Source organism: Sphingomonas sp. CARO-RG-8B-R24-01 (genome assembly GCF_022662295.1).
Taxonomy (GTDB): Bacteria; Pseudomonadota; Alphaproteobacteria; order Sphingomonadales; family Sphingomonadaceae; genus Sphingomonas.
This window is the reverse complement of record NZ_JAKNQI010000013.1, coordinates 64621-87363: the sequence shown is the minus strand read 5'-3', so window position 1 is coordinate 87363 and position 22743 is coordinate 64621. Positions and strand designations below refer to the sequence as shown.

General features: G+C 68.6%; 18 protein-coding genes. 5 read left to right on the top strand and 13 right to left on the bottom strand.

The window, feature by feature from the left end; all coding sequences use genetic code 11:
• Positions 1 to 91 precede the first annotated feature (91 nt).
• The 4 genes from L8G49_RS20275 to bamA form a co-directional block, all read right to left on the bottom strand.
• On the bottom strand, positions 92 to 1348 hold the full coding sequence (locus L8G49_RS20275; RefSeq protein WP_242187756.1) for an efflux RND transporter periplasmic adaptor subunit: 1257 nt from the start codon (positions 1346 to 1348) through the stop codon (positions 92 to 94).
• Positions 1345 to 1737 carry a hypothetical protein gene (locus tag L8G49_RS20270; RefSeq protein WP_242140363.1) on the bottom strand — a complete coding sequence of 131 codons (393 nt, stop codon included), beginning with the start codon at positions 1735 to 1737 and terminating at the stop codon, positions 1345 to 1347. The genes L8G49_RS20275 and L8G49_RS20270 overlap by 4 nt, the downstream gene beginning before the upstream one ends.
• 340 nt (positions 1738 to 2077) lie before the next feature.
• Positions 2078 to 2692: a TetR/AcrR family transcriptional regulator gene (locus L8G49_RS20265; RefSeq protein ID WP_242140364.1), complete on the bottom strand. Its 615-nt coding sequence runs from the start codon at positions 2690 to 2692 to the stop codon at positions 2078 to 2080.
• A gap of 481 nt (positions 2693 to 3173) precedes the next feature.
• Complete coding sequence (bamA, locus tag L8G49_RS20260) at positions 3174 to 5768, bottom strand: outer membrane protein assembly factor BamA (protein WP_242187755.1); 2595 nt, start codon at positions 5766 to 5768, stop codon at positions 3174 to 3176.
• 245 nt (positions 5769 to 6013) lie between these two features.
• Between bamA and L8G49_RS20255 the strand changes: the two genes are divergently transcribed.
• A complete protein-coding gene (locus L8G49_RS20255) occupies positions 6014 to 6334 on the top strand; it encodes a hypothetical protein (RefSeq protein ID WP_242140366.1) in 321 nt (106 codons plus the stop codon).
• A 373-nt stretch (positions 6335 to 6707) separates the two neighbouring features.
• Here L8G49_RS20255 and L8G49_RS20250 read toward each other — a convergent pair whose 3' ends face one another.
• On the bottom strand, positions 6708 to 8078 hold the full coding sequence (locus L8G49_RS20250) for a HAMP domain-containing sensor histidine kinase (RefSeq protein WP_242187754.1): 1371 nt from the start codon (positions 8076 to 8078) through the stop codon (positions 6708 to 6710).
• The gene (locus L8G49_RS20245; RefSeq protein WP_242187753.1) at positions 8075 to 8809 is read right to left on the bottom strand and encodes a response regulator; all 735 of its coding nucleotides are present in this window, start codon (positions 8807 to 8809) and stop codon (positions 8075 to 8077) included. The genes L8G49_RS20250 and L8G49_RS20245 overlap by 4 nt, the downstream gene beginning before the upstream one ends.
• A gap of 180 nt (positions 8810 to 8989) precedes the next feature.
• Between L8G49_RS20245 and L8G49_RS20240 the strand changes: the two genes are divergently transcribed.
• On the top strand, positions 8990 to 9805 hold the full coding sequence (locus tag L8G49_RS20240) for a response regulator transcription factor (protein ID WP_242187752.1): 816 nt from the start codon (positions 8990 to 8992) through the stop codon (positions 9803 to 9805).
• Between the two features lie 182 nt (positions 9806 to 9987).
• On the opposite strand, the gene L8G49_RS20235 is transcribed toward L8G49_RS20240, so the two are convergent.
• The 3 genes from L8G49_RS20235 to L8G49_RS20225 all read right to left on the bottom strand — a co-directional run bounded on the left by L8G49_RS20235 (position 9988) and on the right by L8G49_RS20225 (position 15006).
• On the bottom strand, positions 9988 to 12768 hold the full coding sequence (locus L8G49_RS20235; RefSeq protein ID WP_242187751.1) for a TonB-dependent receptor: 2781 nt from the start codon (positions 12766 to 12768) through the stop codon (positions 9988 to 9990).
• Positions 12769 to 12822: 54 nt separating this feature from the next.
• Complete coding sequence (locus L8G49_RS20230; RefSeq protein ID WP_242187750.1) at positions 12823 to 13737, bottom strand: EthD domain-containing protein; 915 nt, start codon at positions 13735 to 13737, stop codon at positions 12823 to 12825.
• A gap of 63 nt (positions 13738 to 13800) precedes the next feature.
• On the bottom strand, positions 13801 to 15006 hold the full coding sequence (locus L8G49_RS20225) for an MFS transporter (RefSeq protein WP_242187749.1): 1206 nt from the start codon (positions 15004 to 15006) through the stop codon (positions 13801 to 13803).
• A gap of 106 nt (positions 15007 to 15112) precedes the next feature.
• Between L8G49_RS20225 and L8G49_RS20220 the strand changes: the two genes are divergently transcribed.
• On the top strand, positions 15113 to 16021 hold the full coding sequence (locus L8G49_RS20220) for a LysR family transcriptional regulator (protein ID WP_242187748.1): 909 nt from the start codon (positions 15113 to 15115) through the stop codon (positions 16019 to 16021).
• A 75-nt stretch (positions 16022 to 16096) separates the two neighbouring features.
• Here L8G49_RS20220 and L8G49_RS20215 read toward each other — a convergent pair whose 3' ends face one another.
• The 3 genes from L8G49_RS20215 to L8G49_RS20205 form a co-directional block, all read right to left on the bottom strand.
• Positions 16097 to 17359, bottom strand: a complete 1263-nt coding sequence (locus tag L8G49_RS20215; protein WP_242187747.1) for an MFS transporter — start codon at positions 17357 to 17359, stop codon at positions 16097 to 16099.
• Between the two features lie 55 nt (positions 17360 to 17414).
• Positions 17415 to 18665 carry an arsenic transporter gene (locus L8G49_RS20210; RefSeq protein WP_242187746.1) on the bottom strand — a complete coding sequence of 417 codons (1251 nt, stop codon included), beginning with the start codon at positions 18663 to 18665 and terminating at the stop codon, positions 17415 to 17417.
• A 317-nt stretch (positions 18666 to 18982) separates the two neighbouring features.
• On the bottom strand, positions 18983 to 19408 hold the full coding sequence (locus L8G49_RS20205; RefSeq protein ID WP_242187745.1) for an organic hydroperoxide resistance protein: 426 nt from the start codon (positions 19406 to 19408) through the stop codon (positions 18983 to 18985).
• Positions 19409 to 19584: 176 nt separating this feature from the next.
• Here L8G49_RS20205 and L8G49_RS20200 point away from each other — a divergent pair, with 176 nt between their 5' ends.
• Positions 19585 to 20658: a glycosyltransferase family 4 protein gene (locus L8G49_RS20200; protein ID WP_242187744.1), complete on the top strand. Its 1074-nt coding sequence runs from the start codon at positions 19585 to 19587 to the stop codon at positions 20656 to 20658.
• Entirely contained in the window at positions 20655 to 21551 is an 897-nt protein-coding gene (locus L8G49_RS20195; protein WP_242187740.1) for a hypothetical protein, read from the top strand. The genes L8G49_RS20200 and L8G49_RS20195 overlap by 4 nt, the downstream gene beginning before the upstream one ends.
• Here the strand turns inward: L8G49_RS20195 and L8G49_RS20190 are convergent.
• Positions 21467 to 22732 (bottom strand): glycosyltransferase family 4 protein, encoded by a 1266-nt coding sequence (locus tag L8G49_RS20190; RefSeq protein WP_242187739.1) that lies wholly within the window; start codon positions 22730 to 22732, stop codon positions 21467 to 21469. The two genes, L8G49_RS20195 and L8G49_RS20190, sit on opposite strands and share 85 nt — an antisense overlap.
• Between the last annotated feature and the right edge of the window lie 11 nt (positions 22733 to 22743).

The following is a 22743-nucleotide window of genomic DNA, read 5'->3' as shown; positions in this document are numbered from 1 at the left end:
GCGGAGGCCGGGGCCCAGGTGTGGAACGGCAGTTTTTAGAGCGGAGAGCGCATCTCTACTGGGCCCCGGCCTTCGCCGGGGAAGAAGGCGGCTATTTGGTCAGCGTTGCTTCGCCCGCGATCGGTTGCGCCGTCGGTGCGGCGGTATCCGTCGACACGGCGATCTTGCCCAGTGTCGGCGCGACCTTGGCCCCCGGCATCGCCATTTGCGTGCCCTTGATGATAATCCGGTCCTTGGGTCCAACCCCCGAGCGGATCACCCGCATCCCGTCGACCACCGCGCCGAGCACCACCGGCTTGGCAGTGACGACGTTGTTCCGGTCGACCGTCAGCAGCACCTTGCGCGCCTGATCGGTCTGCACCGCATCGTCGGGGACGAGCAAAGCGGGTTTGGTCCCGGCGCTGGCGAGGCGCATGTTGCCGAACATCCCCGGCGTCAGGAACAGCCCCGGATTGGGCAGCACCGCGCGCCCGCGGATCGTCCCCGAATGCGTGTCGAGGCCGTTGTCGGTGAAGTCGAGCTTGCCCTTCCAGCGGTGGCTGGTCTCGTCCTGCAACTGGATCTCGACCGTGGGGGCGGCGGCGCCCGGCTGGCGCGAGCGCTGCGTCTTGAGGAACAAGGCTTCCGATCCGTCGAAGGTGAAGTAGATCGGGTCGAGCGCGTTGATCGTGGTGAGCACGGTGCCGCCGGTGCCTTCGCCGCCCGCCACCTGATTGCCCGCATCGACCTTGCGGTCCGAGATGCGCCCGCCGATCGGCGCACGGATCTGGGTGAACGACACGTCCAGCGCGCGCGCGCGAACCCGCGCCTGCGCGGCGGCGAGCCCAGCCTGGGCGGCCTGGAGCTTGCCGCGGAGCGCATCGACTTCGCCCGCGGACACCGCATCGTCCTTGATCAGCCGCGTCGCGCGGCCGAGGTCGGTGCGCGCGAGCACCAGCGCACTCTGCGCGCTCGCCTCGTTGGCGCGCGCTTCCGCCAGCGCCGCGGCGAAGGGACGCGCGTCGATCGTGAACAGCAACTGCCCCGGCTGCACGACGTCGCCATCGTGGAAATGCACGCCGGTCACCTCACCCGCGACGCGCGGGCGCACCTCGACCGAACGGCTCGGCGCGAAGCGGCCGACATAATCGTCCCACTCGCTCACCTGACGGACCAGCGGCGCGGCGACCGTGACCGCAGCAGGGGGCGGCGCGGCGGCGACCGCGTCGGAATGGTCGAACAGCTTGACGCCGACCACCCCGGCGATCGCGATGGGCACGAGAATCAGTCCGCGTGTCTGCCAGCGCGACCGGCGCGCCATGGCTCCGCGGCTGTCCTGCGCGGTTTCGATCGGGGTGATCATGTTCATGCGGAGACTCTCCGACTGTTCTGGCCGACGCGCAGGCCGGTGACGCTGGTGACCAGCGTCTCCATCTGCGCTTCGGAAAAACCGTTTTCGTGGAAATTGGCGATTTCGGTCACGGGCAAGGCGTAGCCACGGTGGCGGGCGTAGACCGCGGCGCGGCGCAGCGCCTCGAGCTTGGGGTCGGCGAGCCGCGATGCGGCGCCGCGCCCGAACAGGCCGCCGAGCGCGCGCGACATCCGGCCGGGCGTGCGCAGGCTTCCCAGCGAATCGCGTTGCGACAAGGCGATCACGCTCCATTCGAGCGCGGAAAAACTCGCCCGGGGCGCGGCGCTCGCCGTGGTGCGGCTGGCGACGGGGGCGGCGAACGGGTGGTCGATATCGTAATAAGCCATGGAAAATTCCCCCTTTGGGTCTTTGCCGGTCATCGGGACGAGCGACGGCCTCGCGCGGACGAAACATCGTCAACGTTGCACCTGTCGCAGGCGTGAAGGCCCGGCGGCGCAAACACGGTCGTGCCGTGCCGGACGGGTCTATCGTATTGAAAAAACACGCAGCATCGCTGCAGGCACGATCAGGTGGCGGTGGTGATCATGGGCGGTAACCCTTCTGTCGATGCCGGGGCCGCGGGAGGAACCAGCTTCAGTACCAGTCGGTATATAAAGGGAGGATGCAGCGCGTCAACTGCATTCTATACCGTTCCGAATAATTATCGCGGGACGAACGGAAAACCGCTTATTTCGTCGGCCAGACCGCCATGCTGGTCGCGACCAGTTCGCTCAGCTGCACGCAGGTCGCGCCGGACCCGCCCTGCAGCGCCATGCCCTGCAGGATCGCGAACAGATAGCGGGTGAGCGCGGCCGGGGTCATGCCGTCGGGGAGTTCCCCCGCCGCCTGCGCCTGTTCGAACCGGCGAATCAGCGCGGCTTCCGAGGATGCCCGGCGCTTGACTACCTCGGCCTTGATCGGCTCGGCCTCCGCGCCACAGGTGGCGGCGCTGATCACCCCGAGGCAACCCTTGGGATCGCAGGTGCTCATCTGCATCTCGAGCGCGCCGTGGAGCAGGCGCTCCGCCACGCCCCGTGCGGTGGGCGCCTCGAGGGCGGAGGTCATGTAGGCGAGCTTTTCACGCTCGTAGAGGTCGAGCGCCTTGTGGAACAGCGCCTCCTTGTTGCCGAACGCAGCGTACAGGCTGGGTTTGGTGATTCCCATCGCGCTGGTCAGTTCGGCCATCGACGCGGCCTCATAGCCGTTGCGCCAGAACACGAGCAACGCCTGCCCGAGCGCCTCGTCGATGTCGAACTCGCGCGGCCTGCCTTTCGGTGCCGGGGTGGAGCAAACGCTATTCATACCGGGCGGTATATAGGCATTCGCGACCAAACGTCCAGCGACGGGACCGTTGGCGTTCGACACGAACGCGACGGTCGCATGAGGGCTCGGCTCCCGGGCGCGGAGGCGCTGCAAGCCGCAACCGCCAGCCGCCGATCCTTCGGCACGATCAGGAGCAGGCGAGCACCTATCCGTCGACCTACCATCCATATGGTCGGTCGTTCTTCTCGGGAGGTTCGTGGAGGTCCTGAGGGTTGGGGCGTTCCGGGTGGACGCCCTCCGTTTGTCATGACGCCTTTGCAAAAGCCGCCCGGCCCCTCGTCCGTCACCCCGGCGGAGGCTGGGGCCGTGTAGTTACCCGGGCGCGGCGGGGCGATGCGGTGCTGTATCGCCGGTCGCGCGCGTCACCATGGCGGCCCCGGCCTTCGCCGGGGTGACGGACGAGGGGGCAGTCGCGCCAGTCCGGGCTGACGACGGTGAAGGTGTCCAGGGTCCGCCCCCCTCAGAACTGCCCGCCGACGTTGAACGTCACCAGCTTGGTATCGTCGCCCTTCTGCTTGAGCAGCGCCTTCGCCAGATCGATCCGGAGCGGGCCGAACGGCGAGTTCCAGTTGACCCCGATGCCGATCGAGACGCGCGGCTTCGGGCTGTTGCCGGAATAGGTCTCGCGGTAGTTGCTCAACGCATAGGTGTACGGCGTGCCGGTGTTGGTCGTCGTGCTGTTGCCGGACGAGTCGAGGTACAGCGGCGCGCCACTGCTGTTGGTATATTGGCGGTTGGTCGTGGTGCAGGCGACGCCCGCGACGATCGCGGCGGCGCAACTGTCCGCGAGCGTCGGCGTCTTCCCGCCGAACACCGCGCCGATATCGGCATAGATCGACGGCCGCAGCCCCAACTCGCGCATCCCCGCGCCGAGCGGCAGCTCCATCTCCAGCCGCCCGCGATAATAGGTGTCGCCGCCGAGTGCTTCCGAGGTGTTGTTGCTGGCGGCGGTGAGCGTCGCTGGGATCGTCGACGTGTCGTAATAGCTTCGCGTCACGCGCGGCCCGACCCCGCGAATGTCGAACCCGCGCATCTGCGGGTCGCCGAGGAAGAAGCGGTCGGTCAGCCGGACGTCCTGGCCGATCCCCTGGATATGCCCCCCCTCGGCCTGCGCGTTGAGCACGAAGCCCGAGCCGAGGCCCCAATATTTGGACGCGACGATGGTCGAGCGGAGATAATGCGTATCGCCGCCCAGCCCCGCGAAATCCTGGCTGATCGACAGGCGCGAGCCCTTGGTCGGGTTGAGCCGGTTGTTGAGCGAATCGAAGATGATCGAATAGCCGACCGACGAGGTCCAGCGGTTGCCGACCGCGTCGCACAGATAGGATCCCGCAAGCGCCGTGTCGCAGGTGCCGTTGGTGTAATAGGTCGCCGCATCGAGCGAGACCTGGTCGTAGCTGAGGCCGTAGCGCGTCGAGGCGGTCCAATATTCGCTCAGCGGCAAGGCCGCGCGGACCTGGAACCCGGTCGACAGCTGGGTGTAGGTCGTCGTGTTGGTATCGCCGATCGTATTGTACGAGCGATAGTCGCGCCGGAAGATGTCTCCGCCGAGCGCGATATTGGTGTCGAACAGATAGGGTTCGGTGAAGCCCAGCTCGACTGACTTGGAATAGGTCGAATAGCTCACGCTCGCGCGCAGTTCCTGGCCCTTGCCGCGGAAATTGCGCTGCTTGATCGACGCCTGGATGATGAACTTCTCGAGGCTCGAATAGCCCGCCGACAGCGACAGCTCGCCGGTCGATTTCTCCTGCACGTCGGCGGTCAGCACGACGCGGTCGGGGGCGGAACCCTGGCTCTGCTTGATCTCGAACTTGTCCTGGAAATACCCCAGCGAGTTGATCCGGTCCTGTGAGCGCTTGACCTGGAAACTGCTGAACGCATCGCCCTCGGCCAGCCGGATCTCGCGGCGGATGATCTTGTCTTGCGTCTGCGTGTTGCCGTTGACGTCGATCCGCTCGATGTAGGTGCGCTTGGCCTCGGCGACGTGGAAGTTGATCCCCATCGTCAGCGTGTCCTTGTCGCGCTGGAAATCGGGGCTGACGTCGACGAAGGCATAGCCGAACGCGCCCGCCGCCTGGCTGAGCGAATCCACCGCGGTCTCGACCTGCTTGGCGTTGTACCAGCTACCCTTGACGATCCCGAGGCTCGCGGCGAGCTTCGTGTTGTCGAAGTCGCGAATGTCGCTGTCGACCGTCACGTCGCCGAATTTGTAGCGTTTTCCTTCCTCGACCACGTAAGTGATGATGAAGTCGCGCTTGTCCGGGGTCAGCTCGGCGACCGCGGAGATGACCTTGAAGTCGGCATAGCCCTCGGTCAGGTAGAATTGCCGCAGCTTCTGCTGGTCATAGGCGAGGCGATCCTGGTCGTAGCTGGTGTTCGCGCTCAACAGCGTCTTGAGACGCGCTTCCTTGGTGGCCATCTGCTCGCGCAGTTTGCCTTCCGAGAACACCGTGTTGCCGAGGATGTTGATCTGGCGGACCTTGGACTTCGGGCCTTCCGACACCTCGAAGATGACGTCGACGCGGTTCTGGTCGAGGTTGACCATCTTCGGCTCGACGACGGCGGCGAACCGCCCCTGCCGGCGATACAGTTCGATGATCCGCGCGACATCCTGCCGGACCGCGGTGCGGGTGAAGATCTGGCGCGGGGCGAGCTTCACCTCCTTCTTGATCTTGTCCTCCTTCAGCCGCTTGTTCCCCTCGAACAGGATGCGGTTGATGATCGGGTTCTCGCGGACGCGCAGCACGATGGCGCCGGTCTCGGCGCCCGCAATCGACACGTCGGCGAACAGGTCGCTCGCGTAGAGATCCTTGATCGCCTGATCGAGTGTTTCGTTGGTGAACGGCTGGCCGGTGCGCAGCCTGGTATAGGACAGCACCGTCTCGGGCTCGACGCGTTGCGCGCCCTCGACCCGAATCGACCGGATCGGGCGCTGGGCGGCCGGTGTCGGGGCTGCGGGTGGCTGTTGCCGCGAGAGGACCTTCGGAGGAGCCGTGGTCCCCGACACGGCGGCGGTTGCGAAAACGATCGGGCCAACGCCCAACACCAAAAACATCACTGCATCTCCAACCAGCCGTCGGGCTAGGGAGGCGATGTGTCCGGCGGATTTTCGCGTGTGACACCCGCGCCACGGCATGCGTCGCGGCGGGCACAATCGGTCATGGCGATCAACGTGCGCGCCGCCGCGACCCGGCTCTGTGTCGTCCCAGCCAAGCGCGGGACACGCGGCAGACATTCAGCGGGCGCACCAGAGCCCGACGCACCGTTCCCCCTCCGGCGCGTTTGTCTGAAAGGCTTGCCATGTACGTTGCCATCAAGAGTCCGATCGTCCCCGAGCCCAAGGTCGAGGAACCGCCCTATGTCGACAATCCGTTCGCGCCGGAGATTTTCGCGACGGGCTATTCGGGGCTGGCCAACATGGGCGGCGTGATCGTGATGACGCTGGAGAGCGCACGCTGCGACCACAGCCGTCCGCAACCCGCGCTCGAGCGGGTCGTGGTCGGGCGCGTCGCCTTCACGCCGACCGCCGCGCTCGAGCTCGTCACCGGGCTCAACCAGTTTCTCGAGCAGCAGGGCATCAGCCCCTCCAAGATGCTGGCGGCCGGGGCGACCTTCCAGTGATCGTGCGGGTGGCGCTCTTCGTGGTGTCGAACTGGTGGCGGCTCGTTCCATGAAGTGGCGAGCGCCCTGGACCGGTGCTGGAACCACTCTCGACTTGCGCCGTCACCCCGGCCCTGGGCGAGGCCACTGCGAAAGTCGGTATACGAGCCCTTCGTTTGTTGTTTTCCCGCGAAGGCGGGAATTCAGGGCCAAGCAAAACAACGGCGTACAGTTCTCGCGACTCCTGGACTCCCGCCTTCGCGGGAGAACTGATATGGTTTCGTAGAGGCCATGCCCTGTGCGGGGTCCACCATGGTTTGCGTCCGTAAACCGATGGAATGGCTGCACGGTGGACCCCGGAACAAGCGCGGGGTGACGGCGGCGGCAAGATCCGTCACACCGGCAGCGTCACGCGCGCGAGCAACCCGCCGCCCGGACGCGACGCGATCGTCGCGTCCCCGCCGTGCGCCCGCGCGACCGCGCGGACGCTCGCCAGGCCAAGTCCCGTGCCGCCGGTGTCGCGACTGCGCGAGCGTTCGGCGCGGAAGAACGGTTCGAACGCGCGCACCAGGTCGGACGGGAGCATCCCCGGCCCGGTATCCGCGACCTCGATGATCGCGACCCCCCGCTCCGATCGCAGCGTGACCTCGGCATTGCCCGCATATTTGACCGCGTTGCTCACCAGATTGGTCAGCAACGCCTTGAGCGACGGCGCGTCGCCCTCCATCACGATCGACGGACCGGCATGGAGCATCACGTCGCCGCCCGCATCGCTCGCATCGGACACGACGCTCTCCGCGAGCGAGCGCAGGTCGAGCCGCTGCCGCCGGACATGCCGCGTCATCTCGCGGACGAACGCCATCGCCGCGCCGATCCGGTCGCTCATCTCGCGAATGTCCTCTTCCCCCGCCAGCCGCAGGTCGTCGGGCGCCTTTTCCAGCCGGAGCGACAGCCGCATCAGCGGCGTGCGCAGATCGTGCGCGACCGCGGCGATCAGCGTCGTGCGATCCTCGACATAGCGGTTGAGCCGTTCCTGCATCTGGTTGAACGCGGCCGCCGCCTCGGCGATTTCGGACGGTCCGGTCAGCGTCAGCGGCTCGGCACGCGGGTCGCGGCCGAGCCGGTCCGCCGCCGCCGCGAACAGCGCGATCGGCTTGGCGATCCGCCGCGATACGCCCCAGGCCAGCGGCGCGATCGCCACCGCGGCGAGCACGAACCACAGGACGAAGCGCATCCGCCACGGGCTGAGCAGCCGTTCGACCGGCTCGACCATCAGCCACGTGCCGTCGGGCCGGCGGATCGACACGGTGAAATCGCCGAACAGCGCATCGTCCATCGCGCGATGTTGCCGCGGGCCCCCCATCCCCATCGGGAGCGGCGGGCGGAACACGCCGATGATCGTCGGCCCCTTGTGCTGGCCGGATTCGACGAGGACGGACGCGGCCGGCAAGTGCAGGTCCGACGCGATCGACCGCGCCAGCGCCAGGTCGCGCGGATTCTCCGCCGAAGCGCGGGGCGCGCCCGTCGCATGGATCGTCAGCAAGTGGCTTGCGTCCCGCCCGGTGCGCGCGACGGTGGCGATGCGGCTCGACGTGAAGATGACGGGCGAGGGCGGCGGCATCAGCACGAACGCGCCGAAATTGAGCACCTGGACGAACAGCACCGTCACCAGCATCGTCGCGAAGATGCGCAGGAACAGCGGCCAGGAGCGCGACAGGCTCCCGGGCAGGGCGACGATCGACGCGCGCCTGGCGAGCGCGGTCATGCGCGGGTTACCGTCGGCACGAAGAAATACCCTTCATTTCGGATGGTGCGGATGATCTCGTCGTCGCGCGCGCGCAGTTTCCGGCGCAACCGGCTGACCTGCACGTCGATCGCACGGTCATAGGCATCGCTGTCGGGACCGCGCGCGTCCTCGAGCAGCGAATCGCGGGTCAGCACCCGGCGCGGACGTTTCACGAACGCGCGCAGCACCGAGAATTCGCCGTCGGTCAGGTCGACCAGCATCCCGCTGCCATCGACCAGCTCGCGCGCCGCGAAATCGACGCGCCAGTCGAGAAAGCAGTAATAGCGTGGCTCGGCGGCGATCTCGTCGCGCGCGCGCAGTGCCGCGCGGACCGTGGCGAGGATCTCGCGCGCGCTGCACGGCTTGGTCAGATAATGGCTCGCGCCCATTTCCAGGCCGAGGATCCGGTCGGGCTCGTCCCCCAGCGCGCTGAGGAAGATGATCGGCGGTCCCCCGCGCAGCGCGATCCGCCGGCACGCGGAAATCCCGTCCTCCCCCGGCATCATGATGTCGAGCAGCACCAGCGATACCGGATGCCGCGCCAGCGCGATGTCCATCTCCTGCGCGCTGGCCGCGGTCTCGACGCGGTAGCCGTGCCGGCTGAGGCTTTCGGTCAGCAGCGTGCGGATGGCGTGGTCGTCATCGACGACCAGCACGGTCGGGGTATCGCGCGGCGGCGGCACGGGGTTGGGCTGGGGGGCCATTGTCATCGCGTTGCGATGCGGTTGCGATGTGTCCGGGATGTGTCCGTCCGAACGTGGAGCGACCCGCCCCGCAGCACACCGCAGTCTTTGTGCCGATTTCGATACCCCGGGAAACAAGCCGGAAAAGAAAGCACGCCATGGGCGGGGTGCAGTTCGTCGCCGCAGCAACTTTCCCTCAGGAGTCGCATGATCATGACATTCCATACCAGCGGTGACACCATGTCGTCCGGCCTTGCCCAGGCTGCCCTGCCGATTGCCTCCGGCGCAAGGATCGTGATCGTCGACGACGATCCCGGCGTGCGCGAGTTGCTGACCGAGTTTCTCGTCGAGAACGGCTTCGGCGCCGAAGGCGTCGCCAATGGCGCGGCGCTGCGCGAACGGCTCGAACGGCGCGACTGCGACCTGATCGTGCTCGACATCATGATGCCGGGCGAGGACGGCCTGTCGGTCCTGCGCTCGCTGATGCATGTCGAGGATGGTCCCGGAATCATCATGTTCTCCGCCATATCGAACGAGATCGACCGGATCGTCGCGCTCGAGATGGGGGCCGACGACTATATCCTCAAACCGTCCAGCCCGCGCGAGATCATGGCGCGGATCCGCTCGGTGCTGCGTCGCCGTGCGGCGACGGCGGCGCGGGGAACGGCGACCGGCATCGGTCAGGCGACGACGCCGCCGACGGATTGTTTCGGCTTTGCCGGATGGACGTTCGACGCGCGGCGCCGCAAGCTGACCGCGCCCAGCGGCGCGATCGTCGCGGTGACCGAAACCGAATATCGCATGCTCGCCATCTTTCTGCGCGATCCGCAGATCGTGCATTCGCGCGAAAATCTGGCGGACCTGACCGGGCGCGACAGCCCGACCTGCAATGATCGCACGATCGACGTCCATGTCAGCCGGCTGCGCCGCAAGCTGTCGGCCAACGGTGGGGACGAGATCATCCGTACGGTCCGCAATCGCGGGTATCTGTTCCTGCCGCGGGTCGAGGCGCGGGTCGCCTGACCTCGCGGTGAAGCGGGGCCGGTTGCCCCTGGCGACCGGCCCCGCTCCCGCATCAAAGGGCGACGTGCACCGATCCGACAACGGCGTGGCGACCCGAAGGCGTAGCGCCTAGTGCTGGCGGCGTTGGCCCCGGTCGACGGACGCTGCGGAATGGTGCGGGCGTTTCATGCCCGGCCAAGCGGCTAGAACAACCGCCGCAGCGACAGGCTGATCGTCCGCCCGAGCGGATCGATCGCGGCGGCCTGGTACAGCAACGGGGTCGCGCCGGTCGCATCGCGGACATGCTGGCGCGCGTCCGCGACATTGCCGATCGCGAGCGTCACCCGTGTCGCGCGTGCCCACCGGCCCGCGAAGCGTTGCTCGAGATTGGCGAACAGCCGGACGTCGAGCGTCGCGAGCGCGGCGAAGCGCAGCATGCCCGCGGCGGTCGTCGCCGCCGTCACGGTCGTCGCGCTTTTCCAGTTTCCGCTCAGCCGCAGGCCGATGCCGTTGTCGACGATCCCGGCCTCGCCCTGGACGGCGTGCCGCGGCTGGCCGCCGGTCCCGGTCGATCCACCATCGAGCAGGTCGATCGACGCGCCGCCATCCCGCAGGACGATCCGATCGCGGAAATACCAGCTGTGGAACAGCGAGACTTGCAGCCGCATCGCCGTGTCGCCGCCGTTGCCACCGGGAGGACCACTGGGAGGACCACCGGGACCGCCAAACCCGCCAGGACCCCGCGGACCGCCGGGGCCGCCGAACCCCCCCGGCGGCGGCTCCATTCCGTCGGGGGGCGGACCCGGCGGCGGCCCGTCGCCCTCGGCGAAGCCGGGCGGCAGATCGGGTGGGGGCAGTGCGTCCGCGCGCATGCGGTGGCCCTCGACCACGATATCGTCGCCATCCGCGCCCGGTGTGGCACGGTCCGCGCGGGTCTCGACCGATCGCGCGTCGCCGTCCCGCGGAACGTCGCGCGGCACGCGATGGCGCAGCAGGAAGGGAGGCGGAGCCCAGTTGGCCGGGGGTCGCGGCCGCGTCGGGGACCGCAGCACCTGCGAGAAGGTCAGCCCGGATCGCAGTTCGCGGCGCGCCTCACGCGCATAATTGACCGCGCGGGCATCGACCGACACGAGCGTGCCCGCGGAATCGCGCACGTAGCGATCGGGAAACGCCGCCTCGACCGCTGCGGTGAGGGTCGGCAGCGATCCGATCGCATTGTCGGTCCGGCTGGCGATGTACGTGGCGCTGAGCGTCAGCTTGGTTTTCGCCGCGGCGATCGCCGCCGCGGACAGGCCCAGCTTGAAGACATGCCGGCCGTCCGCGGTCAGCGTCGCGGATCCCCCGCTGATCTGCGTCACCGCGACGGTCCGTCCGCGCACGTAATCATAGACGAGCACGTTGGCGGTACGGATCGTCGGTGCATTGAGTTGCTGTAGCGTCGGCGCGACGCGATCCTCGTTGACCGCGACGATGACGCCGATCCCCTTGCGCGGGGTCCAGTTGAGCCCGTAGCCGAGCGTGCCCAGCGCGCCATAGTCCGACAGCTGCGTCGTGCCGAGATTGACGTTGGCGGAGAGCGTCCCGATCGCATCGAGGAAGCCGGTCTTGCTGCTGGTCAGTGGCACGTCGAGGCTGGCCTGCGCATTGTAGTCGGACCGGCGGAGCGTAGCGGCGCTGGCTGCCCCCGCGCCGCTGCTCCCGGATGAAAGCGCGCTGAACCCGCCACCGATGCGCAGGCTGGCACGCGCCGGGCCGGCGGGCAGGGAGAACAGCTTGCCCATCGCGACCACGCTTGCGCTCCCGGTGTCGGCAACGGCGCTCGCGTGCTGGCGCCGTGCGATCCCCAGCGCGGCGGCGAACAGCGGGCCGTAGGGATTGACGGTCGGATCGCCCGCGTCGATCGCGGCCTGCACGGTGCTGCCGTCATACCCCGCATCGGTCGCGGTGCGCGTGTCGCTATGGTCGAGCGTGCCGATCATCGACAGCTGCCAGTCCTTGGACAGGTCCGCGTCGAGGGTGATGCCACCATGGGCGGTCGCCGTCGCGCTGTGCTGGCGCAGCGGCGCGCTGGACAGGAACCGGGTGATCGCGGCGGTGTCGTCGCTGCGCGCGAAGGGACTGTCCGCCGGCACCGAGAGGGTCGCGGTCGGCAGGCCGTTGCGCGCGGCGCTCGTCTGATAGGCGCCATTGGCGTTGAGCGACGCGGTCAGCGCGTCCGACAGGCGGTGCGCGAAGGTGCCGTTGAGCGTGTAGCTGCGCGTATCGGGCTGCAGCGTGCGAAAGGGGGTGTCGTCCGCCACCGCGCCGGTCGGATCGGTCGCCGCGCTGGTCGAGACCAAACCGCGGTCGCTTTGCAGCAGCGCCGCGCTTGCTGCCGCCTTGGCGGAGAGGCTGAAGCGGTCGCTGTCGTGGATGCGCACATAGCTGAGGACGCCAGCGCCGTTCTCGCCCCCGCCGTCGGTCGCGCGGCCGCCGGTGGCGTTGGTGACGCGGGCGATGAACCGCCGCCGCAGGATGACGTTGACGACCTTGCGTTGCGCGTCATAGCCATATTTGAGCGCGACCTCCTCGGGCAGGATGTCGATGCGCAGCACCGCCTCGGTCGGCAGGTCGCCGACCTCATTGACGCCGGAAACGCGCTTGCCGTTGACCAGCACGACCGGCGCACTGCTGCTGTCCCGTCCTTCATCGCTTTGCGTCTGGTCGGCGATCGCATCGAGCAGATCGCTGATGGTGGACACGCCATAAGCGGCGATGTCCGCCGGGTTCAGCCGGTTTTCGGGCGGAATGTCGCCAACGACCGAACCGGGGAGCGCACGGCCCGTAACGACGATGTCGTCGCCGGTGGTCTTGGGCGTCACGCCAGCGGCCGGACCGCCGGCGTGCGCGGCAGCGATCGCGCCGAAGGTCGCGCCCATGAGGAGGACGCCGTGGCGCAGGGACGGGTGGGTGCGGGTCCGTTGGCGCGGGCGGGGGCGTTTCATATCCCCCGCCCGCTATCGGCCGATCATTTCGGCCGCATTTCCGCGCGCGGTCGGTTAGGGTTTTCCCGACAGGATCAGCTGACGGACGTCGTCCGCCGTCTGGTTGTTCGCGCCAAGCCGCTCGATCAACTGCGCCGGACGGCTGCCGCGCAGGCCGGCCAGCGTGAGCGTCTTGTCGCGGACATAGGTGTACACCCCGCTGACCGCAAAGGCGGTGGCGTGGCGGATATGCCTGCGCTGCTCCGCCTCGGTCGCGCGGAACGCGTCGCTTTCCAGGAAGGCGCGGCGGGTCAGCGGAGTCTCGAAGGCGAGTTCGAGGATGGCGATCGCGGCGCGCTCCGGGGGAACGAGATGATCGACGTTCGGGGCGGGCGGCGCCGGGTTCGCATTGTCATAGCGATCGGGCAGATGCAGCCGCACCTTCAGGACCGCGGGCTCCGCCGCCAATTGCGCCGCGAACGCGCGGAGGAAGGTGCCGAAGGCGTCGAGATCGTCCCCCGCCGCGCCGAGATGGACGTGGATCCGGTCGAAGCCGTCGTCGGCATTGGGTAGCGCGTCCGGAATACGGTCGACCAGCGTCTGCGATCCGTCGGGCAGGGCATAAGCGACGGTCGCCTCGAACATGTTCTGTTCGTCGGCGAACAGGATGTGGCTGGCGTCGTTGAACGTGGCCTGGTCCGCGGCCGAGGCGAACCCGATCTCGACCCCGCCATCCAGTTCATAATCGGGGAAGGGTGTGATCCCCTCGACCGGCGGCCAGAGATGGGCGTCCTGTTCCCGGTCGAAATGGTTCTGGACGTACCAGCCGAGCCCCGGGATGCGCGAGCAGAGCGGCCCGTGCACGTCGCGCCAATAGGTCGCGAACAGATCGTGCGGCACGCGCGGGCGGCGCAGCACGGTGGTGTAGCTGTTGATCGCGATGCTGGCGTCGCGCTCGGCGTAATTCTGGTTGATCGGGAGCTTTGCCATGACGGTTCTCCTGGGTGGCAAGAAACGGATGCTGCGGGTATGCGCAAGACGATGGGTGGGGCGTCAGCCCGCCGCGCGTGCCTTCAGCCGCACAACGAGCGGCGTGAGCAGGACGGCGAGCAGCGCGATTCCGGCGGCGACATAGCCGACGCTCGGCAAACCCCAGTGCAGGATGATCGTTCCGCCGATGATCGCGCCAAGGCCGATCCCGGCATTCGCCATCGACACGTTGAGCGTACCGGCAAGCGCCTGCGCATGGCTCGCCGACTGCATCACGCGAACCTGACAGATCGGGTAGAGCGCGGTGTTCGCGACACCCCATACCGCCAGCGCGACGCCCAGCCAGACCGGCGACCCGGCGAGCAGGGTGGTCGCCGCCACGCCGATCGCGAGCACGAGCGCGGCGATGGCGGTGACGAGCAACGGCCCGCGTCCCACGAACTGGCCACCGAGCCAGTTGCCGCCCAGCCCGACGATGCCGAAGCCCATCAGCCACCAGCCGACCTGACCCGCCGGGATATGCGCGATCTGCTGCAGCGTGTCGGCAAGGTAGGTATAGGCCGTGAACATCGCGGTGAAGACCACCACCGACAGGATGACGTTGCCGAGGAAATACGGGTCCTTCAGGATCTTCGCCTGTTCGGCGAGCTTGACGCGCGGCGGCTTGGCCAGTGTCGGCATGACGAGGAACAGCATCGCGCCCATCACCAGCGACAGCCCCGACAGGCCCCAGAAGGTCCCGCGCCAGCCGAACGCCTCGGATGCCAGCGTCCCCAGCGGAATGCCGAGCACCATCGCGCCCGAAATGCCGAGATAGACATTGGCGACCGCCTTGCCCGCGCGTTCCGGTCCCGCCAGTTCGCCGGCGGTCTCGCTCGCGGTGCCCCAGAAGACGGGGAGCGCGAGCGCCGGCAAGAACCGCGCAAAGCCGAGGATCCAGATGTTGGGCGCTGCCGCCGCCAGCGCATTGGCGCCCGCGAAGATCAGCAGGATTACCACGAACAGCCGCTTGCGCTCGAAATGCGACAGCATCGCGGTCAGGAACGGTCCCGCCAGCATCACGGTGAAGGCGAACAGCGTCACCAGCTGCCCCGCCGCGGCGATCGAGATGCCGAGATCCCGCGACAGGCTCGGCAACAGCCCGACGATGATGAATTCGGTGGTCACGATCACGAACGCGGAAATCGCCAGCAGCAGCACGGCAAGGCCGTTGCCGCGCGGTTCTGCGCGTGCGTCGCGGGATGGGGACGATAGGGTGGTGGTCGGCATCAAAGGGTCTCCGGCGGATCGTCCTCTATGTAGGAAGACAAATCGGATCGCCTCGCGCTAAGAATTCGTGTTACTAGTGACCGTATTTCCGCAATCGAGGGCCGCAATGATTCCATCGGAACGCCTGAAGGGGATCGAGGCCTTCGTCACCGCCGCCGACGCGGGCAGCTTCGCCGCCGCCGCGGGGCGGTTGCACCTGACGAGTTCGGCGATCAGCAAGAGCATCGCCCGGCTCGAGACCCGTTTGGGCAGCCGGCTGTTCGATCGGACCACGCGACGGCTTACGCTGACCGACGCCGGCGCCGCTTTCTACGAAACGTGCGTCCGTGTGCTCGCGGATCTTGCGGAGGCCGAGGCGGTCCTTGCGTCCCACCGGTCCGACATCGTCGGACGCCTCAAGGTCGACGTGCCGGTCGCTTTCGGGCGGATGCGGGTGTTGCCGTTGCTGCTCGATTTCGCCGAACGCCATCCCAATGTCCGTCCGAACATCACCTTTACCGACCGGGTGGTCGACGTGATCGAGGAAGGCGTCGACGTCGCGGTACGGATCGGGACGCCGACCGCCTGGCCGGAAGCGCTCGGGCATCGCTATCTCGGCACCGAACGGGTGATCTTCTGCGCCGCGCCCGCGTATCTCGACCAGCATGGCCTGCCGCGGACCGTGGACGAGCTCGCGACGCGCGACTGTATCCTGTACGGTCGCGCGGACGGCAGCACGATCGCATGGCGCTTCGGCGATGCGGCGGGCGAGGTCGAGCAGCGCACGATGGACGGGCGGATCGTGCTCGGCAGTGCCGAGGCGCAGGTCGAGGCGGTCCGGGCCGGGTTCGGGATCGCGCAGCTGGCGACCTGGCTGATCGCCGCGGACCTGCAGCGCGGCGACCTGGTCGAGATCCTGCCGGGACAGGCGACCGAAGGTCTCCCGCTCCACCTCGTCTGGCCGCGCAGCCGGCAGTTGAGCCCGAAGGTCGACGCGCTGCTGGCGGTGCTGACGGAAGGGTTGCGGGTGGAGTGAGGTCGGTCCCTCAGACCCTGTCGTCACACCGGCCGAGGCCGGGGCCGCGATGCTGCGGGCACCGCGCCGCCCGCATCACCCCTTCGCCGTCTTCGTCTCGGGCATGGCCAGCAGGTACAGCGTGAACCCCGCCCCCGCGATCGCCGCGAGCGTCAGGAAGCTGACGCTATACCCTGCCCAGACGATGATGCTGCCCGCGAGCGATGCCGACAGCGCGGCACCAAGCCCCTGCGTCGTCGCGACCGCGCCCTGGCTGACGTTGAACCGTCCGGTTCCCTCGGTCAGGTCGGCGATGATGACCGGGAACAGCGCCCCGAAGATCCCCGCGCCGACGCCGTCGAGCGCCTGTACCCCGACCAGCCAATAGGGATCGTTCGACACCGTGTAGAGCGCACCGCGCGCCGCGAGGAAGCCGAAGGCCAGGAGGAAGATCGGCTTCGTGCCCCAGCGTTCGGTGTTGCGCCCGACGACGATCGCGACCGGGACCATCACGAGCTGCGCGGCGACGATGCAGGCCGCGGTGAGCGAGGTCGCCTGATCCTTGCCGACGGTCTTCGCCAGCAACTGGCTCACCGACGTGAGCATGGCTGCGTTGGACAGGTGAAACAGGAACGCGATGCCGGCGAACAGCATCAGCGGGCGGTTCTCGACCAATGCCTTCCATCCGCTGGGTTCCGCGCAATCGTCCTCCGGTTCGCATTCGAGCCCGCGCGCGACGGCGTTGTCGATATCCGCGTTGCGGATGCGGAAGGTGGTGGCGATGCTCGCCACGGTCAGCCCGGCCATCAACCAGAACACGACCACCGGCCCGAACTTCCAGGCGAGCACGCCCGCAAGCGCGGCGGACACCGCGTTGCCGGCATGGTTGAACGCCTCGTTGCGCGCGATGCGCTTGGCGAACAGCTTCGGCCCGACCAGGCCAAGCGTGATCGCCGAAATGGCGGGGGCGAAGACCGCGCCGGCGACTGCGGCGATCGACTGGGTCACCGTCACCGCGGCAAAGCCCGACGCGATCGGCAAGGACAGGCTGCTGATGGTGACCAGCAAGGCCGCGATCATCACGATGCGGGGCTTGTTCCTGCTGCGATCGATCAGGCTTCCGGCGGGGGTCTGCGCGAGCAGGCCGACGATCCCCGCGATCGTCAGCACCAGCCCGACGGTCGCCTCGTTCCAGCCATGCGCCGGACCGCGAACCGCGACGAGATAGATCGCCAGATACGGCCCGAGACCGTCGCGCACGTCCGCCAGGAAGAAGTTGAGCGCGTCGAGTGTACTGCCCGCGGAGGAACCGCGCGGGGTCGATCCGCCGGTCGCAATGGTCGCAGAAGCCGTGGCCATAAGGGATCTCGCAGGAGCTAGGGTCTGAAGGAAGCGAAGGGCAGGACGGGCCGGATCAGCCGAGGATCAGCCGCGCCGCGAGCGCGGCGGCCAGCGCGGGAAGCATCGTCACCGCGCCGACCCGGAGGAATTGCCAGAAGCCGACGTCCTCGCCCTCGCGACGGATCGCCTGGAGCCAGAGGATCGTCGCGAGCGAGCCGGTGATCGACAGGTTGGGACCAAGGTCCACGCCGATCAGCAGCGCGTCGACCATCATCCGCGGGGGATGCGCCTGCGCGAGCGCGCTGCTCGCGATCAGGCCGGCGGGCAGGTTGTTGATGAGATTGGAACCGACCGCGAGCACGGTGCCGGCGATCGCGCTGCCGCTCGCGGGGTCTGACGCGAGCGCGTGCAACGCCTGCGCGACGTGGCGGATGACGCCGGTATGGTCGAGCGCCTCGACCAGCACGAACAGGCCGGCGACGAGCGGCAGGACGCTCCACGACACGTCCTTTGCCACCGCGATCGGCGAGGAGCGCGTCAGCGCCGAGACGACCGCCATCGTCGCGATGCCGGCGATGCAGGTCGGCAGGCCCAGTTGAACGTCGAAGGCCGATGCCAGCAGCAGGATCGACGCGGTCGCAATGATTCCGGCCAGCGCGGTCTTGCCCCCGGTGGACAAGGGCTCGCGCTCGACCGACGCGGCGCAGTCCCCCGCGATCCGGCTGCGCTCGACCCAGCGGAGTACCAGGAACGTCACCACGATCGCCGCTACCGACGGCAGCGCAAACGCGCCGAACCACTGGCCCAGCGGCGGCATCTTTCCGCCATACAGAACGAGATTGGCGGGATTCGAGATCGGCAGGACGAAGCTCGCGGCGTTGGCGATCAGCGCGCAGGCAAACAGCAGCGGGAGCGGCTCGGCCTTCGCCTTGCGTGCCGCGGCATAGACCGCGGGCGTCAGGACGACCGCGGTCGCGTCATTCGACAGGAAGGTCGTGGTGACCACGCCGGTCGCGTACACCAGCAGGAACAGGCGGGGGCGGGACCCTTGCGCCTGGTTGACGGCCGTCGCCGCGACCCAATCGAACAGGCCCTGTTGGCGGCAGGTTTCGCTCAACAGCATCATGCCGACCAGGAACAAATAAACGTCCAGCCCCTTGCCGACCGCGCCGACCGCGGCGTCGATCGGGAGCAGCCCGAAGACAAGCAGGACGAGCGCGCCGAGCACCGCCCAGATCGCCTCCGGCCACCGGAAGGGACGCAGGACGACGCCCGCGGTGGAGGCCGCACAGATGCCCCAGGTCGCGCCCGTCGCAAGGATCACGAGCAGCGGCTTCCGGCGCGCGCGCGCAGCGGCAGGTGCGGACAGTTCGGGGTCGGCGGGGAAGCTTTGAAAGTCTCGGTCATTACGCGGGCTCCGACGGTCAGCCGCCTCAACGAAGAAGGACCGATCTGGTCGCATCGCCGCACGAGGGAATTCGCGGGGCAGCGTTTCCGAATAAAGGAGGCTTATCAGCGGGATGACCGCGAGCGCCTGAACCGTCCGATTCAGTTTCGGTTCAGAAGGGTTAACGCGGCCTTTGCCGCCGTCCGGTCGGGGGCCGCGCCGCCGGCCGGAGACCGGGCGGCGCGGCAGAAGCGTCAGGCGATGTGCAACCCGACATCGACGTTGTTGCGGGTCGCGTTGGAATAGGGGCAGACATCATGCGCGGCGTGCGCAAGCTTTTCCGCGTCCGCCTTGTCGACGCCGGGCAGGGTGATCGTCAGGTCGACGGTGATTCCGAAGCCACCCTCGGACCGCGGACCGAAGCCGACTTCCGCGGTGACGGTCGTGTCGGCCGGAACCTTCACGCCGACCTTGCCCGATACCGCCTTCATCGCGCCGATGAAGCACGCCGAATAGCCCGCCGCGAACAGCTTTTCGGGATTGGCGCCGTCGCCGCCCGGGCCACCCATTTCCTTGGGCACGACCAGCTTCACGTCGACCGAGCCGTCATCGGAGCGGGTCGATCCATCGCGTCCGCCGGTGGCGGTGGCGCTGGTCTTGTAGATTACGGATACGGACATGGGATACCTTTCAAAAGATGGTGCGCGCCCTGTGCGCTGCGACACCGAACGACTGGTCGCGCGGTAGGATGCATCGCCGGCGTGGACCGTGTGCGGTGTGGGCGATCGACGTCCGGGAACCGATCGCCCGCACCGTTCGTCCATATCGCCGGGGACGGGCCCCGATCAGGGAAATCATGGCCACTTCACCGACGTTTGCCCCTTTACGGATCGCGCAGGTTGCGCCCGTCATCTTCCCGGTCCCGCCGATCGGCGCGGGCGGCACGGAGCGGGTGGTGTACGACCTGACCGAGGCGCTGGTGGCGCATGGGCATGCGGTCACGCTGTTCGCGCCCGAGGACAGTCGGACATCGGCGCGATTGCGCTCGGCCGGGCCGAGCCTTGCCGCGCTCGAGCGTGATTTCGGGCGGGTGGCGCCGGGCGTGCCCGCCGCGCTCGAGGCGATGCAGCTCGATCTGCTCCGCGCGCAACTCGACACGTTCGACATCGTCCATTGCCACGGCGAGTTCGCGCATGCCGCGGTGCTGGGCAAGGCGCGGGCGCGCAGCATCACGACGGTCCATTGGCGGCTCGACGAGCATGACCGGCAATTGTTCTTCGGCCATTTCTGCGACCTGCCGGTGGCCGCGATCTCGGCGTCGCAGGCGCGCGCGTTGCCGACGGCCAACCTTGCCGGGATCGTCCACCACGGGATCGATCGCGATCGCTATGCCCTGGGGGACGGGGCGGGCGGCTATCTCGCCTTCATCGGGCGGATGACCGACCAGAAGCGGCCGGACCGGGCGATCGCAGTCGCGAACGGCGCGGGGCGTTCGCTCCGTCTGGCGGGCGCGATCGACGTCGGCAACCCGACCTATTTCGCAAACCATGTCGCGCCTGCGCTGGGGCGGGACATCGTCCATGTCGGCGAACTGGACGACGCGGGGAAGCAGGATCTGCTCGGCAACGCCGCGGCGCTGCTGTTCCCGATCGATTGGCCCGAGCCGTTCGGGCTGGTGATGATCGAGGCGATGGCGTGTGGCACCCCGGTGATCGCCTGGGACAAAGGCAGCGTGCCCGAGATCGTGGAGCACGGCATCACGGGCTTCGTCGTATCGAGCGAGGCGGAGGCGATCGCCGCGGTCGGCAAGGCCGTCAGGCTCGATCGCGCGGAAATCCGGCGACGGTTCGAGGCCCGATTCACGGCCGATCGCATGGCGCGCGACTATGTCGACCTGTACGCCGCGCAACTCGCCAGGGCGCGCGGATGACCCGCCGCCACGCGGCGCGCTTGCGATGCCCGGTCTGCGGCAATCCGGACTGGCACGCGCGGATCGGCGGCGAGGAATGTACGCATTGCGGGTTGCAGGTCGATGCCGACATCGCGCTGGCGGCGGTGCGCGCCGGCATCCTGCGCCGTCTCGCGTCCGGTGCGGCCGAGGGCGGCCCGGCCGATCGCTGGGCGCTGACGGCGGAGGGCTGGCGCAACGCTGCGTGGCGGTTCGCCCATGTGATCGACGAGGGCGTCGCCGTGCCGGCGCGACCGGTGGATCACGCGATCACGCTGGCGATCATGACCCGCCCGTCCGAATGCGCGGAGGCCGCTGCGCTGGTCGCCGGATTGCCCGGGTTCGCGCGCCGGACCGTCCTGATCGACGCGACCGATGCGACGCCATGGGCCGGGTCGTTCCCGCAGGCGGACGTCCACGCACATCCGCTGGACGGGGACTTCGCCGCGCAACGCAACCGGCTGCAGGCGCTGGCCGGAACGGGATGGGTGCTCCAGCTCGACAGTGACGAGCGGCCGGATTGCCGGTTGCAGAACAGCCTCGGGTGGCTGGTGGCGGCGGCCGATCGGGACGGGTTGCTGTCGCTGGGGCTGGCGCGGTCCAATCTGGTCGATGGAGTACCTTCGGCGCTGTTCCCGGACATCCAATATCGCCTCAACCGCGCCGAGGTGCGGTTCGTCGGACGCGTGCATGAGCGCCCCGCCGTGCCGTTTGCGCAAAGCTCGCTGGCCCTGTCGGGGGCGATCGACCATCGGCTGCACGCCGCCCGGGTGCGCGAGCGGACCTTGCGCTACGGCGCGATGGCGGCCGACGGTGCGCGACCCGAGGACGAAGCCCGCTTGCTCCGTCCGTTCGACGCGATCGCCGACCGGTAGGCCGCGATCGTCTGCTCGCCCAGCGTGCGGCGGGTGAACTGGCCCGATGCCGCACGGCTGGCGGCGGCGTGGGTGGCGCGCAGGGGCGCATCGGTCATCAGCAAGCGCAGCGCCTGGGCGACGGACGCGCCGCTACAGGTCCCGGCAAGTACCCCGGCGCCGCTGTCCCCCACGAACAGGCGCGCGCTCGCATCCTCGGCACAGGCCACGATCGGGCGGCCGAACATCATTGCTTCCTGATACACCAGGCCGAAGCTCTCGTAGCGCGACGGAGCGACGACGACATGCGCCTGTTCGAACAACCCGTGCAGCGTCGGCTCGTCGACCCGGTGATACAGCCGGAGCAGCGAACGCGCATCGGCCGGAAGCCCGGCGACGTCGGCGTCCTCGGCGCCCACCAGCGTCAGGCGGAACGGGGCCAGACGCCCCGCCGCAACGTCCCCGGCGAGTTCGGTCGTTGCGTCGAGCAACGCATCGAAGCCCTTGCGCGGCTCGTTGCGTCCGACGAACAGCAGCTCGATCGGGCCGTCCGCGGGATAAGCGGCGCGCTGGCCGCGCTCGGTAATCGCCTGGGGCAGGCTGAGGCCGATCACCGCATGGCGCGGGCCCGGGCGTGGTACGCCGTACAGCTCGGCAATGGTTGCGCCGTGCGCGGCGGTGTTCGAGATCAGGCCGGCGCTGCGACGCGCCGCGATCCGCTCGATCAGCGTGGCCGCGGCGCGATCGATCCGGTTGCGCAGCGTCGGGTCCTGCGCCAGCGAGATCGCCGCCGGGGTGGAGTTGCGCGTGACCAGCGGGATCGCCCCGGTCGCCGCGATCGCCGCGCCAGGCGCGTACCAGTTGGTCGCCTCGATCACGTCGAACGGACGGTGCCGCTGTTCCGCCAGCACCGCCTTCCGAAACGCGAGCGGCGCGGCGAGGTGCCCGATCGCCGCCTGCCGTCGCAGCATCGCCAGCGCGCCGGCAGGCGCGCATCCGATGATGTCGAGGACTCCGTCCTGCGCCCGGCCGGTGCGATCCAGCGTGAATACGCGCACGTCCGCTCCCGCCTCGGCGACCGCATGCGCGATCTCGAGCGCGGCGCGCGACAGGCCGCTCTTCTCCGGGGGCAGTGCCCAGGTAAGCAGACCGACCTGCAGGCGAGGGGCGACTTGCTTTGGATCAGGGAGATTCACGGACATGCTACCGGAAC

Coding starts and splice junctions, on each gene's coding strand:
- L8G49_RS20275 (WP_242187756.1), bottom strand. CDS start 1,348: ATGAACATGATCACCCCGATCGAAACCGCGCAGGACAGCCGCGGAGCC.
- L8G49_RS20270 (WP_242140363.1), bottom strand. CDS start 1,737: ATGGCTTATTACGATATCGACCACCCGTTCGCCGCCCCCGTCGCCAGC.
- L8G49_RS20265 (WP_242140364.1), bottom strand. CDS start 2,692: ATGAATAGCGTTTGCTCCACCCCGGCACCGAAAGGCAGGCCGCGCGAG.
- bamA (WP_242187755.1), bottom strand. CDS start 5,768: ATGTTTTTGGTGTTGGGCGTTGGCCCGATCGTTTTCGCAACCGCCGCC.
- L8G49_RS20255 (WP_242140366.1), top strand. CDS start 6,014: ATGTACGTTGCCATCAAGAGTCCGATCGTCCCCGAGCCCAAGGTCGAG.
- L8G49_RS20250 (WP_242187754.1), bottom strand. CDS start 8,078: ATGACCGCGCTCGCCAGGCGCGCGTCGATCGTCGCCCTGCCCGGGAGC.
- L8G49_RS20245 (WP_242187753.1), bottom strand. CDS start 8,809: ATGACAATGGCCCCCCAGCCCAACCCCGTGCCGCCGCCGCGCGATACC.
- L8G49_RS20240 (WP_242187752.1), top strand. CDS start 8,990: ATGATCATGACATTCCATACCAGCGGTGACACCATGTCGTCCGGCCTT.
- L8G49_RS20235 (WP_242187751.1), bottom strand. CDS start 12,768: ATGAAACGCCCCCGCCCGCGCCAACGGACCCGCACCCACCCGTCCCTG.
- L8G49_RS20230 (WP_242187750.1), bottom strand. CDS start 13,737: ATGGCAAAGCTCCCGATCAACCAGAATTACGCCGAGCGCGACGCCAGC.
- L8G49_RS20225 (WP_242187749.1), bottom strand. CDS start 15,006: ATGCCGACCACCACCCTATCGTCCCCATCCCGCGACGCACGCGCAGAA.
- L8G49_RS20220 (WP_242187748.1), top strand. CDS start 15,113: ATGATTCCATCGGAACGCCTGAAGGGGATCGAGGCCTTCGTCACCGCC.
- L8G49_RS20215 (WP_242187747.1), bottom strand. CDS start 17,359: ATGGCCACGGCTTCTGCGACCATTGCGACCGGCGGATCGACCCCGCGC.
- L8G49_RS20205 (WP_242187745.1), bottom strand. CDS start 19,408: ATGTCCGTATCCGTAATCTACAAGACCAGCGCCACCGCCACCGGCGGA.
- L8G49_RS20200 (WP_242187744.1), top strand. CDS start 19,585: ATGGCCACTTCACCGACGTTTGCCCCTTTACGGATCGCGCAGGTTGCG.
- L8G49_RS20195 (WP_242187740.1), top strand. CDS start 20,655: ATGACCCGCCGCCACGCGGCGCGCTTGCGATGCCCGGTCTGCGGCAAT.
- L8G49_RS20190 (WP_242187739.1), bottom strand. CDS start 22,732: ATGTCCGTGAATCTCCCTGATCCAAAGCAAGTCGCCCCTCGCCTGCAG.